This window comes from Pseudomonas sp. PDM22 (assembly GCF_014851965.1).
Classification (GTDB): domain Bacteria; phylum Pseudomonadota; class Gammaproteobacteria; order Pseudomonadales; family Pseudomonadaceae; genus Pseudomonas.
This window is the reverse complement of sequence record NZ_JACVAR010000002.1, coordinates 1,084,478-1,097,477: the sequence shown is the minus strand read 5'-3', so window position 1 is coordinate 1,097,477 and position 13,000 is coordinate 1,084,478. Positions and strand designations below refer to the sequence as shown.

General features: G+C 62.2%; 10 protein-coding genes. All 10 read right to left on the bottom strand.

Translation table 11 applies throughout. From position 1 onward, the window contains the following. Positions 1-27 precede the first annotated feature (27 nt). Positions 28-1,401, bottom strand: coding sequence for an MFS transporter (locus tag IB255_RS10690; protein WP_192210286.1), 1,374 nt, complete (start codon positions 1,399-1,401; stop codon positions 28-30). Between the two features lie 16 nt (positions 1,402-1,417). Beyond that, positions 1,418-3,889: a LuxR C-terminal-related transcriptional regulator gene (locus tag IB255_RS10685; RefSeq protein ID WP_192210284.1), complete on the bottom strand. Its 2,472-nt coding sequence runs from the start codon at positions 3,887-3,889 to the stop codon at positions 1,418-1,420. 25 nt (positions 3,890-3,914) lie between these two features. Further along, positions 3,915-5,078, bottom strand: coding sequence for a saccharopine dehydrogenase family protein (locus IB255_RS10680; RefSeq protein WP_192210282.1), 1,164 nt, complete (start codon positions 5,076-5,078; stop codon positions 3,915-3,917). A gap of 66 nt (positions 5,079-5,144) precedes the next feature. Beyond that, on the bottom strand, positions 5,145-6,449 hold the full coding sequence (locus tag IB255_RS10675; protein WP_065985088.1) for a DUF1329 domain-containing protein: 1,305 nt from the start codon (positions 6,447-6,449) through the stop codon (positions 5,145-5,147). Positions 6,450-6,503: 54 nt separating this feature from the next. Next, the gene (locus IB255_RS10670; RefSeq protein ID WP_128724007.1) at positions 6,504-8,315 is read right to left on the bottom strand and encodes a DUF1302 domain-containing protein; all 1,812 of its coding nucleotides are present in this window, start codon (positions 8,313-8,315) and stop codon (positions 6,504-6,506) included. A 239-nt stretch (positions 8,316-8,554) separates the two neighbouring features. Beyond that, positions 8,555-10,528, bottom strand: a complete 1,974-nt coding sequence (locus IB255_RS10665) for a relaxase/mobilization nuclease and DUF3363 domain-containing protein (RefSeq protein ID WP_192210280.1) — start codon at positions 10,526-10,528, stop codon at positions 8,555-8,557. Between the two features lie 384 nt (positions 10,529-10,912). Next, entirely contained in the window at positions 10,913-11,500 is a 588-nt protein-coding gene (locus IB255_RS10660; protein WP_192210278.1) for a S26 family signal peptidase, read from the bottom strand. After that, on the bottom strand, positions 11,497-12,030 hold the full coding sequence (locus IB255_RS10655) for a DUF2840 domain-containing protein (RefSeq protein WP_192210276.1): 534 nt from the start codon (positions 12,028-12,030) through the stop codon (positions 11,497-11,499). Before IB255_RS10655 ends, IB255_RS10660 begins: the two co-directional genes overlap by 4 nt. Continuing rightward, positions 12,027-12,278 (bottom strand): chromosome partitioning protein ParB, encoded by a 252-nt coding sequence (locus tag IB255_RS10650; RefSeq protein ID WP_192210274.1) that lies wholly within the window; start codon positions 12,276-12,278, stop codon positions 12,027-12,029. The genes IB255_RS10655 and IB255_RS10650 overlap by 4 nt, the downstream gene beginning before the upstream one ends. Beyond that, positions 12,275-12,913, bottom strand: coding sequence for a ParA family partition ATPase (parA, locus tag IB255_RS10645; protein WP_192210272.1), 639 nt, complete (start codon positions 12,911-12,913; stop codon positions 12,275-12,277). Before parA ends, IB255_RS10650 begins: the two co-directional genes overlap by 4 nt. Positions 12,914-13,000 lie beyond the last annotated feature (87 nt).

Below are 13,000 nucleotides of genomic sequence, written 5' to 3'. Positions count from 1 at the left end.
CCGGGACACTCTAAGTGAACGATGACATCAGCCAGACGAAAGCCCAGGACTCTGCTGCGCCTTGTTTGACAAATGATCACGCCCACCTAGCCCAGACATAGCTTTGGCAGAACATAGCAAAGCTGGTATCGAGAGCAAGCAAACCAGCGCCGGTAGCAAAGTGGCCATCAATAGAATCCCATACAATGCGGTCTCACTCTGCTCCAACACCTGGACACCCGCGCCCTGCTGAAACCCGACTAGTTGCAAAACCAGACCACTGAGCCCGGCACCGATAGCCAAACCAACTTTCTCTCCCCATATCCAAAGTCCAGTGAAAGCACCTTCCTCGGCAATTCCCGTCCTCGCTCGCTGCAGCGCGATAATGTCAGGAACAATCGCGAAGCAAAATAATTGTTGGCCAGCATTGGCTATGCCGAACAGGATGATTGCAAATGCTAAACCGACGTTACCGTACATAATGAGCCATAAAGACGCGGTTGCTGCTGCATAGAGCACTGTAGCCACAATAAAGGCTCGGTGTTTACCTATACGCCTCGACAGTAAAGTCCAGCACCAAGTAGTAACAACCGTGAGCAGAGCCATACCTGCGAAGATGCTGGGGATGGTGCTTTCCTTATTCCCCAGCCAATACTTGTCGTAAAATGGCAACATTGCTGTGCAGATACTCACCGAGACCATCTGCACGATGAATCCCAACCACAACCAAGTGAACGCCTTGTTGCTGAACGGTGCCAGCATGTTTCTTGGCGGATGTGCGATAGGTCTGTGAGCAGGGATACCGCCGGTACCAACTACCGCGCCAGCCATTCCAGCAAAAGCGATCAGCCCTACGAGGATTCCCATCTGGGCATAGCCCTTCTCGCCCCCTCCCCCCGCCCCCACAAGCCAAGGCGCCAGGCTTCCTGCGAGAACGAAACCAATGGCAAGTAAACCACTGCGCCAGGCGGCAACTCTGGTTCTGGCATGCGGATCTTCAGTAGCTTCGGCTAGCAAGGTTGCATAAGGCACCGTGAATAGTGAATAGGCGGTGGAGGTCAGCGTATAGAACGCAATCACCCAGGCCAGCGAATACCGCCAGTCATTGAAACTCGGAGGAGAAAACATCAGTGCAAAGGTGGCCAGGAACATCACGCTACCTACAGCCATCAATGGTCGACGGCGCCCCCAGCGGGTTTGCAGGCGATCTGACCAACGACCGATCAGTGGATCACTGATCAACTCCCAGAGTTTCGGGATCAGCAAGCCTCCGCCAGCCATACCGGCGGGGATACCAAGGGTTTCCGTCATAAAGAACAGCAGCAACACCTGGGGAGTCAGAATAAATATGGCCGGACCGAAACTGCCCAGCCCATAGGCAGGAGCGAAGTAGCGTGAAGGGAGATTGTTCGTACTTTGCATTTCGCTTCCTTAAAAGTCACAAGAGCAGGCCAAGGGCTTTGGCTCGAGCTGCCGCCATCGTCCGATTGCTGGCTTTAAGCTTCGAGTTGATGTGCTTGGCGTGGGTTTTCACGGTATGCAGGGATAGCGAGAGGATTGAGGCGATCTCGTTATTGGAATAGCCCTTCGCTATCAAGCCCAGCACTACCAACTCACGCTGGCTGAGCAATTCCGTTTCTTGTGTCGGCATACCCTGGGGGATGACGGCAATATCGTTCTCCGATGTAGGTTCGACTACTCCTGATTGAATGCCCGTGAGTAAATTGCGCTGCCCTTGATGCACCGCCATCGCCGCTGCAGAGGCGAAAAGTCGCTCCGACTGGAGCACGTCACCTTTCATGCGGCGGACCTCCGCCAAGGCGTATCGAGCCTGGCAGACAAGAACTTCGAAAGTGTTTCCCTCCGCCCACTCCAGCACTGCGTCAAGTAGAAGACCTGCATCACCTAATGAGCCTCTGGAGCACAGAACCTCAGCTTGAAGGAAGCCCAACAGGGCGTGCAGTTCGGGAAACGAACTTGGAGGAGTGAGGGCTTGCGTGCCTTCATACTGCTCACGCAGTCGAGACAGTAACTGGCTTGCCGAGCTGGAATGGTTGCTCCGCAGCCAGACCCTGGCAGTGCTCATGCTCAGAACACCGCGATAGATGACTTCGGCGACATTCCACGCATGCATCTGGCGCTGCACATTAACCAGGCGCTGCTGAGCCGAGGCGAAATCGCCATTGTTGGCATCGAGTTGAGCCAACAAGACATGGCCGTAGACGCTCACCGGGCTACGGCAGGCCTGGACCAGCAACATCCCATCCTCCAAGGTCTGGCGTGCTTGGTGCTCCTGGCCAGTGAGGATCAACAACCAGCCGCGCCGGATCGACTTGCATCCCTTTAGCAGAGCGGAGCTAGGGTTCTGGGCCAGCAGCAAGTCGATCTGGTCAAGAACCAGAAGGGCCTGGGGCAGATTGCCTGCGAGTTCGTCGATCTGCGCTTGGTCGAGCATAAGCAGGCATTCGAAAAGCACTTCGCCCTTGCGCCGCGACAACTCGATCCCCTGATGCTGCAGATGCCTGGCCGTGGCGATGTCACCGAGGGCAAGGCTGGCACGGGTCAGGCATGAGAAGCAGAGGATCATCTGCGCCCACAGGCCATTTCGCGCCAACCCATCGAGGGCCTGGAAACCCAGGCTACGGGCCTTCTGAGCCTGCCCCTGATGCAGCGACAGCTCGGCGCTCAGGGCCATGCGCAGGTCGCTATCTCGCTCCGCAATCAGTTCGATGGTGGCCTCGGCCTCATCCAGCCGCCCCCCCATCAACAGGGACCTGGCGATGATCTCCAGAGCCTCCGGATGTTGTTTGAGCCAGTCCGGGCCAAGCTGATCGATGCCTTCTAGCAGATAGTTCAGGTTCTGCCCGATATACAGCTCGCGCGGGGCAGTCCGCCCTATGGACACAAGCGCACGCGAGGTGTCCGGAATGGCCAGCGCATATCGGAAGGCCTCGACGTGAGCGCCGGCAAGATGCAGCCAACTGCTGGCGGCAAGCAAAGGAGTAGCTTGGTCCGGGTAGCGCTCCTGAAGGATCCTCTTGAGCGGAGCAAACAACGTAAAGCGGTCTTCGGAGCCCGGCAGACGGTGCATGAAGACTTGTTGCTCCAGAAGCCGGTTCAGAGCCAGTGGATCGTCGGCGAGGAAGGTACAGAGCGGTCCGTCGACGAATGGCGCATGGGCGATGACGCGCAAGAGGTCGAGCATCTCCGCTGACAGGTACTCCATCACTTCGCTGTCGAGGTAGTCCTGTATCAGCGCGTTCCGGTGCAATAGGCCGCTCGCATGGTGGCCCACCGACTGCAACGAGAGCAGGTGCAGGCGAATGCCGGCGATCCAACCTTCGCTCTGCCGCTGCAGGTCCTCGGCGGAAATGCTGCGGGCCATGTTCAGCCTCGACAGCAGCATTTCAGTCTCGCCGACGGTAAACGCCAGGTCGTCTCCATCCAGGATGAGCAGTTCGTCGGCCAGCAGCCAGCGACCAATCCGCCAGGCGGGTCGGCAGCGTGCGCAAACCAGCCACTGAAGACCTGGCGGGGATGCCTCGAACAGGCGTTCGAGCCATTTGTCCGTGGTTGCCTCGTTGCTGTAGCCGTCCAGCACGACGAATGCATTTACGTGCCGTTGCAAGGCCTCCTCTACCTGGCCGAAGGAAGCCTCGGCATCGAGACCGAGCGCCCCGGCGAGCTGACTGCAGAATTGCTCGAGCCCACCCGGCGAACTATGCAGATCCAACCAAAGCAACGGCTGCCGAGCCTGCTCAGCGAACTGCCGGGCAAGCTCGCTCTTGCCGAAGCCGGCCGGCGCATGTAGCAAGCGGATGCGCCGACAGCGCCCCGGCTCGAGCCGTTCCAGCAGGCGAGTACGCACGATCAAGCCCGGCTTTCTCGATGCTTCGCTTGGCGAGGTCATGCTGCTCGTCCTCCGGTCGCCGGGGTCAGTGGGCGAATGTCACGGTCAGGCCGCAGTCCCGCCCTTCGACGAAGCCATTCAACAAGGCGAAGAAGGCATCGGCATCGATTGCCTGCTCGGGGGAGAATACCCCAGATCCCTTCACGGCTCCCTGATGCAGCAGCGGCAGGAACAACGCATGGGGGATGCCGGTGACCGCGCTCATGCCTCCGCTCGGCACATGCCGCAGGCGCGCGCCAGCCCGTGCCGGCCGGCCGTCTTTGAGGCCGCCGGCAAAAGCCAGGATGCCCGGCGCGTCCGGACCTTCATGCTCCTGCAGGCGCTGGCGGCGTTTCTCACGGCCACCATCGCTGGTCAGAAGGGCGGCAGCCTGCTCCAGGCTCATCGCGCCGGCGCGCACATGGTCCGCCAGCTGGTGCAGGTCGTCGATGATGGTTTCGACGCCGAGCATGCCGTTCAGGCAGTTGCGCAGACCAGTGTAGTGGCGCGGCAGGGTGACGGCCTCGGGGTGGCCGATGGTCCAGATATCCAGCTTGCCGACGCCCGGGTAGTCGAAACCGCAATGCTCCAGCGGCAAGCGGTCCTCGACTCGACCGTCTCGCACCAGCGGAATCTTCTCGCTCAGGCAGTGCACCAGATGTACTGCCGCCGCGTCGGTATTGGCCTCGTTCTCGTCGAAGAAACCATCGTCCTCGTTGTGGGCATTGGACAGGCGCCAGGCCGAGTACAGTTCGTGCACTTCGTCCAGTTGCTCGGCAGCCTTGACCGCCAGCAGGTTGGCGATGCCAGGGCTGGCACCGAGCCCGATGACCGCTGTGACGCCCTGGCGCCTCGCCTCCTCGTCGAGGGCGAACATGTCCAGGGTCGGCTCCCAGTCATCGCAGATGTCGCAGTAGTTCTTGCCTTCGGCGATAGCTGCTCGCAGCACCGGCAGGCCAAACCGGAAGAATGGGCCGGCGGAGTTGAGGACCACGTCGCACTGGCGGATCGCCTGACGCAAAGCGTTTTCGTCGGTGATGTCCAGATAGATTGCGCGGATGCGCGGATCATTCAGCGACCGGGCGAAGCGATCGGCACGCTCATGGTCGATGCCGGCCAGGACGATCTCCTCGACAAATGGGAATCCCAGTGCGGTGCGGGCCGTGGTTCTTCCCATGCCGCCGCCGCCACCGATGGACAAAACTTTCATTAGGCCTCTCCTGCCTGATTGCGATTGGTTGGCCGAAGCGAAGTGCTCCGGCCTGATGGAGTGATTTCAGCGCACGCCGCTCTTGCGCAGCGCCGAGGGGGTGTAGTCGCTTATCCGCGCCTTGAAGCCATATTCGAAGCTGCGCGCCTCCTCGTTCTTCATGCCCAGCGCCAGATAGCGGCCTGCCTGCAGGTCGTAGAGAGCTTCGAGGGTGTAGCCCATATGCTGATGGTCGAAGTACTGCTGGGCATGCCCCTCACCTACGCGCCACAGCTGTCCCCGCCCGTCGAAGTGATCGGCCAGGGCGATCTGCCAGCTATCCTCGTCGACGTAGAACACGCGTTTGGCGTAGATATTGCGCTGGCCATCCCTGAGAGTGGCCTCGACCACCCAGACCCGGTGCAGCTCGTAGCGCGCCAGATCCTGGTTGATATGGCCGGCCTTGATGACCTGCTCGTATTTGAGCGCAGGAGAGTCCAACTCATAGCTGTTGTACGGGATGTAAACCTCACGCTTACCCAGCAGCTTCCAGTCGTAGCGATCCATTGCCCCGCCGAACATGTCGAAGTTATCGGTGGTGCGCAGGCCATCCGAGGCAGTACCCGGTCCGTCGTACGCCACCTGCGGGGCTCGCCGGACTCGGCGCTGGCCAGAGTTGTAGACCCAGGCAAGACGCGGCTCTTTCAACTGGTCGAGTGTCTCGTACACCAGCAGCACGTTCCCGGCCAGGCGCGCGGGGGCAGTCACCTTCTGCTTGAACAGTTGCAGCAGGTTTTGTGCTCGCGCAGGCTCGATGCCCTCAGCCTGAGCCGGTTCGACAATTTCCTCCTCGAAATGCACGGTGGTGAAGTCGCCATTCACCTGGGGCGTTACCTGGGTGATCCAGCGCCGGAAATTGCCTCCGTGATAGCGGGCCTGGTGGTTCCATATCACTTCGGTACCCGTCTTCGGTAGCGGGAACGGGTAGTAGCTGGTGGTGAAGTTTTCGATGCTCAGTCCGTTCGAACCGAGCCTGGTGACCTCGGCATTGGTGGCGGCAGCCTTATAAAGGCGCTCAGGCAAGGCGAGCGTGCGGTGGGTCGGATACACGGGCAGGCGATAGGTATCCGGATAGCGACGCAACATCGCCATCTGCCCCTCGCTGAGGTGCTCGCTGTATCGTTCGGCGTTCTGTGCGGTGATCACGAACAGCGGCTTCTCGCCGGCGAAAGGGTTGGAGAGAAAGCCCTTGCCATCGACACTGGCCGCGTCGGTTGGCAAGCCGCCGGTCCATGCGGGAATAGTCCCCTCCTTGTTGCCAGCCTTCTCGGCACCCAGGGGGGTTAGGCCAGTGAAATCAGCCGCGACCACTGGCAGGCTGGAACCGCCCATGACCAGCCAGGCGAAAGGCAACCACAAATACATTCTCATGGCGTTTTCCTCTAGTTAGAAGCTGACACTGACGCTGGCTGCGACATAGTCACGATCAGTAGTCGGGTTGAACTCGCCACCGAAGAAATCGGTGTAGGAAATCGTGGCGCTGTAGCGGTTCAGGTAACTGGCGTTGAGCGCCAGGTACACCGACTTGGCGCCCTCGTTGAAGTTAGGGCCGTAGCCATCTACGTCGTGGGACCAGGCAATCTCTGGCGTGAGGTTGATGCCGGCAATGACGTTGCTGTATTCCAGACTGGTAGCCAGGCGGTACCCCCAGGAGCCACTGGTATAGAAGCCGTGTCCATTGCAGTTGTCGGGGTTGTCGGTATTCAGAAGCCCCTCGCACAGACCCGGGACGCCCACTTCCCCGTACCCATAAATGGAGTCGCGGCCAAAACGCAGTTCTCCTGGCCCACTCTTCAGGCCATTGATGCGGTTGTAAGCCACCTCACCCAGGAGCGACATGCGCTCCGCGCCCGCGACTTGGTCGATGAAGTGGATCGCGGCCAGTTGCACTTGGCTGACGGGCATCCGCTTGTAGCCAGCCACGTATGCGCCAGGACGCAAGGGGCCATCATTGATTACTGAGGGACTGATTGGCTGCCCTACCCCGCCCCAGGCCGGCGGAAGGCCGGTCACCGAGTCGAGCCCAAGGGCGGCGAATGTGAGGTCAGTGCTATTGAGCTGGAGCGGCATGTTTGGTCGATAGCTGAACTCACCGCTAATCGAGGTACTCCCGAGAGTGGTCTGGAAACTAAGACCATACAGGCGCATATCCTCGGGGTACTCGACTAGGTAACCCGCCTTTGGAGAGTTGCCGATCAAGTTGGGATCGAAGCCCGGATCAGTCGCATCCAACACCGAACTGCTTGTGACACTGTAAACAGGCATCCGGCTATGCAGGTTCATGGCATAGAGGCCGATTTCGGTGTCGTTCAACTGGGGAACGAACCAGCGCAGCGCCACGCCGTACTGCCCACCATCGCGAGCATCCCGGTCCTTAAGGCGTGGGACGAACAGGTTGCCTGCATTGTTCGGGTTGTAGTCGCTGCCGAAGATCAGATTGCGATCATTGCAGCCATCGGCCACCACATCGGTACCCGAGAAGAAGGTGCCGCAGTTGTCGACGACCGTCTTGTCCCATTCGAGCTGATAGAAAGCCTCCATGGACAGGTTGGCGGCCAGGTCTTGGCCGAGATAGAACATATTGACCGGTATCAAGCCTTCCTTGATCTCCGCACCGGGGCGGCGGAAGGCGGCCACATCGATAGGGTTGATCTGGTTTACACCGCGGATGAAGAGGTTCTCGCCCCAGCTGACCACCTGTTTGCCGAGGCGCGCCGTGCCGGCCAGCTCGTTGATTTCGTAGCCGGTATAGACGAAGGCGTCGAGAATCTCCGCACCCGAGGCCTTAGCGCTGCGGGCACGACCGCTGTCGTCAATATCGAAGAGCCGCTGGTGACCATCCTTCAGCTCGAAGTCGTACCAGTACTTGCCACGCAGGAATACACCGCTATCGCCGTACTTCAGCTCCAGATCGTGAACGCCCTTGAAGGTGTTGGAGATCAGATCGCGTTTCTTGAAGTTCAAGCGACCGTCGTCGGACGACAGGGTCGATGCTGTTCCGCCGTTGCCGACTCCGACGAAGTCCCGATCCGGATCACGCATGGCCCAGCTCGCGCCGACGGAAAGGGTGCTATCGAAATTTCCTTCGATCTCACCCACGTCAAAGCTCAAGGCTTGCACCTGGGGTACCTGTGCCAGGGAAACCAGCGGTAGCAATATGAGCGGCAGCCTTTTTGCCTTTCTTGTTGTGAATGCCATAACTCCTCCCATGAAGGGGGTATCCCTTCGGAGGAAGCAGATTCGCAATCAAAGCTTCATGCGGGAATGACTCCATGGGGGTATTCGTCAATACCCCCATGGCAGCGCTTCTCTAGAATATGAATCTTTACATTGAGCTAAATGACTCCAGGCGAACCCGCGTACAGATGGCACGCAGTCAAGTCGGGTACAAATGCAGCACTGCTTTATGTCACGCCTGTGCGCTCATATCAGTGCAACTATCGCCCTATGCCTCTATCAACATCCCAGGTCGCTCCCGGCCCGCTTATCGTGACTGAAACTGACTGGCCCAAGTAGCGCTCAGCCACTCCCTTCCAAGGAACCAGGCTGAATCCCTTGCCATCATCGAGCACCGCGTAACGTCCGCTTGCGAGCATGATGCTACGCCGATAGATGCCAGCAACTCGCTGTCCCTCATGCAAAGACCGATACACCAACCCGGTTTCGGCAGCAATCTCCCGAGCGGTTTGGCTCAGCTCCCGATTGCGCAGGGCAGCCAGCAGGTTGCGCGCCAGTATCACTCGTTGGCCTTGCCTTTCCGCCAGGCCTTGCTCGACCAAAAAATCCACACGCTGCTGAATGGCCTGCCGCACCTCGCCAGCAAACCCGAGTTCGCCTAGCCCTCGCCCACTTCCAATCAGTTGCTGGTCGAGCCAGGTGGCGCCAATTATGCGAGCCAGCTTTTCAATCGGCAGGTGCGATTTCAGCTCCACAGCAACTCCCCCTCGGCGCTGCGCGTCGTACTGGCGGCCACGCTCGGGCAAATCGTCCGGCACCTTCCACAGCCCTTCAGCCATACGCTCCACGATACCGGCACGACGCAGGGCTTCCAGTCGGCGGACGTGAGTCGCCACGATCTCCTGCGGATCGCGGCCAGTCTTTGCCTGGCCCTGAGCAACTTCCAGATGATGGTCGGTGCGATACAGGCCATCGCTCGCCAGTGCGACAATGGTGCGGTCGGCCGCACGTATCTCGGCCGAGCCACGCACCTCCACCACCGAGCCTGTGGGGTAGTTCGCTAGTTCGTCGCGGGCGTTAAGCGCGACGTAGTGGGCCTTGCCGTCCACGCCGTCGATGACCAGATAGCCGCGGTCGTGCAACTCGTCGGCCAGCCCTTTGGCGGTCACTCGGCCGATAACGGTACGCCCCTCTTCTCCCGGCTCGAACACCGCCAGCTCGCGCGGCTGACCGCCCATGGCGCGCTGCAGGGTACGGATGATGTCGCCACGCTCGCCCAAGGCGCGCAAGGTCTTCTCAACGTCGGCCTGGAGAGCCCAGATGCCTGGCCGAATCTCATCTGCTAGATCCATGCGCTGCAAATGTTGCAGGCGGCCGATCAGCAGCAGGCGCTGGCGTTGCAGACGGAGTTCGTTGAGGCGTTCGACATGTATCTGGCCATCGTTGCCAGCCTCACGTTTTAGCGTTCGGTCGAGGCTCGTCCACCGCCCCGGCTCCACCTCGCGCAGTAGGGCCTGCTGGATCTCCAGCTCGGTGCGTGGCCCCAGCCATTCGGTGGCCAATTCTGCGGCCCGGTGGCGGAAGCCGTGGGCGATGTAATCGCCAGCGATGATGAGGTCCTTGCCGGTGTCGTCGCGCCCGCGCAGGACGATATGGGTGTGCGGGTTATCTGTGTTCCAGTGATCCACCGCCACCCAATCCAGCCGCGTGCCCAGGTCGGCCTCCATGCTCCCCATCAGATGCCGGGTGTAGGTGCGCAGGTCGTCCAGCTCGGCACCATCCTCTGGCGCGACGATAAAGCGGAAATGGTGCCGGTCGTCCTGGCAGCGCTCCTTGAATGCACCAAGGTCGGCCTCGTCCGCCTGCGGCCCATAGGCCCGCCCCGGTTCGCCGTCGCGGCCGGCGCCGTCGCGTTCGATGTAGCGCAGGTGCTTGGCCAGCGACCGTGGGCTGGCCTGGCGCTGGTTGACCAGCAGGGTCTTGATGGTCACTCGGCGCGAGAATGGCGTAAGTGAGGCGCCCGCGAAACGCGCCGCCGTGTGCCCACGCCCCAGGCGCGAGCCGGGCCGCTGACCGGCGTGTTGTCCCTTGCCTCCGGCCAGTGCCGGACGCCGTACAGCCGACTTGCCACCGGCCTTGCCGACCTGCTTGAGCACCTTGGAGACAAAGCCCTTGCCCCGGCTCTTCGGGGCGCTGGGCCGGATGCGGAAATCGTCGTCACGCCGGTCGGTCATGGCTGTTCCCTCGTCGAGCCAGGGCGTGTCCTGGCGTGTGAAGCACACGGGTATGCCGGCATCGGAGCGTGTTGCGCGTCGCACACAGCACGGCGGCGAAGCCGCGCCGTGCCGCTTCTCCCCCACGTGCAGACGGGTGTTGCGGGCGAGCAGGTGCCGCCCCCTTTTGTCTTGCCTTCCGCTTTTGCTCTGCCCTGCCCCCCTGGCCTCGGCGGCCAGGCGGCTCTGCTGCACCAGAAGCCTGCCTGTCTGCGAATGCGCCAATGGCCACAGCCCGGAAGCGTTCGAGGCAAGACAGCTGCGCCGGATGTTGTGCAAAGCGTGGTGCGGATGCGCCCGCGCTGCACGTGCGACGACAAGGCAGCAGCAGCGAATCGGCGACCATCATGGATGTGTCTCCGACCAGATCGGGCGCGCGACGCCGATCACGGCGGACGTGCTGATCGGCCCGAAGTAGCGGCTGTCGAACGACGCCGGGTTAGTCACGCTCAGCAGGAACAGTTCGCCCTCGATCAGCGCTCGGCAATGCCGCCAGGATGGCAGCGGCCGGCCCAGGTGATCGGCAGGCAACGCGGTGGCCACCGGCACGCCGTCGATACGTACCTGGCCGGCGACGATACAGACGTATTGCGGCGCAACCGCGCCCACGCGCTTGAGCAGCGGGATGTGCGCCGGCAGGTAGCCGCGCTGCGCAGCGAGTGCGGTAGCGTCGGCAGGCAACCGGACCAGGACGATGCTGCCCACGGACAACGGACGAGGCAGCGAGCCGGCCCGGTGCTGGCGTGGTTCGATGCGATACCAGCCGACCGGAACGCTGTCGGACGGGTTGTAGATCAGGCGCGGCAGCGGCTGCACGAAGGACGCCCAGGCCAGCGCGGCAAGGCCGACGGCGGACAGTACGGCCAAGACGATGCGAGCGCGCAGACGCGAGTATGGACGCGGCGCGAGACCTGCCGTGGAAACAATGGTCATGACCATGATCTCCCGGCGAGCCAGGCGGCGTGCCGCTCGGCGGTGTAGTCGGGCAGCGGCGAGCGTGCAACGATTCGGTTGCCCAGCGTGCGCCAGTACGCGGGCGATGCGGCGGCGGGTGCGATGCCCAGCGCCTCAATGGCGTCGATGCGTTCGAGCACGGCACGCACCGTGTTATCGCCTTCCGTATGCAGCAGCAGGCGCGCGCCAGGCAGCACGCCGGGGATGCGCTGCACGGCGTCCAGTGGCGTGCAGGCCTGCATCACCATCAGTTGCCAGCGGATCGTGCCGTAGTCGTTGGCCTGCCAGCGGATACGGCAGAAGACGGCACCCGGCAGGAACACCGCGACACGTCGCCAGTGATCCAGGCGGGTGATGCGTGCCGGCTCGCCGAAACGCAGGTAGAGCTTGATGCGCTGCTCCACATAGGCGAGCGAAACTCGGGTCAGCTGCGCGACGTCGGTCTGGCCGGCGAGCACTGCGAGCGACGGCGAAGACGCAGGTGTGGCCTCCGAAAGCTGGGCATTCATGAGGATTTCTCCGGGAACTCACGCTCCAGCAGCGCGCGCAGCAGATCGGCAACCGTTACCCCCTGGGTGAACGCCGACACCTTGATGCGGGCGCGCATGGCGGGCGTGATGTCGAGGGTCAGGCGCGCGGTGTACAAGTCGCCTTTCTGCAGACCGTCGGCGTCCCCCTGGCGCACCCACGCCTCGGCGTGCGGATTCGCCGGCGGACGCGCGCCGATGGCCGTGCGCTTGCCGCGCTCGCGGGTCATGCCGTCCACCGCAGCAGCTCGTCGACCAGCGCGGTGATCTCGCGCGCGGCGGAGCTGTCCGGTGCCGTCTCACGAGCGAGTCGCCCGGCGGCCACGCTGTCGGCAAAGACGATGCGCTGGCGCACCTCCGCGCACAGCGCCGGCAGTGGTTGGTCGGCCAATGCCTGGCGCGCCTCGCGACCAATGATGGTGGTGCTGACGCGCCGGTTGATGACGAAGGCCGCCGCCAGTTGCGGCCGGAACACCTGCGCCTCGCGGATCAGCGCGACCATCTCGGCGCTGGCCCACAGGTCGTACGGGCTGGGCTGCACCGGGATCAGCACGCGCTCGGCCGCCAGCAGCGCGGAGCGCGCCAAGGCGGCGATGCGCGGTGGCCCGTCGATGATCACGTGATCGGCGCGACGTGCCAGTTCGGGCGCTTCCTGGTGCAGGGTTTCGCGGGCGAGGCCTACGGTGCTGAACAACCTGGGCAAGCCCTGCTGGGCACGCCGTTGCATCCAGTCCAGCGATGAACCCTGTGGGTCGGCATCCAGCAGGACGACGTGCGCACCGCGCAGCGCCAGTTCGCCGGCGATATGGGTGGCGAGCGTGGTCTTGCCGACACCGCCCTTCTGGTTAAGCAAGGCGATGATCATGGCGCGGCCCTCCCCACTGGAAAGCCGGCCTGGCCGTGCCGTTTCGTGGTTGTCCACCGGAACGGCGCGCCCCTACAAAAAGTTAGA

Excerpts from the sequence above, each read along its gene's own strand:
- IB255_RS10680 (WP_192210282.1), bottom strand. The coding sequence starts at position 5,078 with ATGAAAGTTTTGTCCATCGGTGGCGGCGGCGGCATGGGAAGAACCACG.
- parA (WP_192210272.1), bottom strand. The coding sequence starts at position 12,913 with ATGATCATCGCCTTGCTTAACCAGAAGGGCGGTGTCGGCAAGACCACG.
- IB255_RS10675 (WP_065985088.1), bottom strand. The coding sequence starts at position 6,449 with ATGGGCGGTTCCAGCCTGCCAGTGGTCGCGGCTGATTTCACTGGCCTA.
- IB255_RS10660 (WP_192210278.1), bottom strand. The coding sequence starts at position 11,500 with ATGACCATTGTTTCCACGGCAGGTCTCGCGCCGCGTCCATACTCGCGT.
- IB255_RS10650 (WP_192210274.1), bottom strand. The coding sequence starts at position 12,278 with ATGACCCGCGAGCGCGGCAAGCGCACGGCCATCGGCGCGCGTCCGCCG.
- IB255_RS10665 (WP_192210280.1), bottom strand. The coding sequence starts at position 10,528 with ATGACCGACCGGCGTGACGACGATTTCCGCATCCGGCCCAGCGCCCCG.
- IB255_RS10690 (WP_192210286.1), bottom strand. The coding sequence starts at position 1,401 with ATGCAAAGTACGAACAATCTCCCTTCACGCTACTTCGCTCCTGCCTAT.
- IB255_RS10655 (WP_192210276.1), bottom strand. The coding sequence starts at position 12,030 with ATGAATGCCCAGCTTTCGGAGGCCACACCTGCGTCTTCGCCGTCGCTC.
- IB255_RS10670 (WP_128724007.1), bottom strand. The coding sequence starts at position 8,315 with ATGGCATTCACAACAAGAAAGGCAAAAAGGCTGCCGCTCATATTGCTA.
- IB255_RS10685 (WP_192210284.1), bottom strand. The coding sequence starts at position 3,889 with ATGACCTCGCCAAGCGAAGCATCGAGAAAGCCGGGCTTGATCGTGCGT.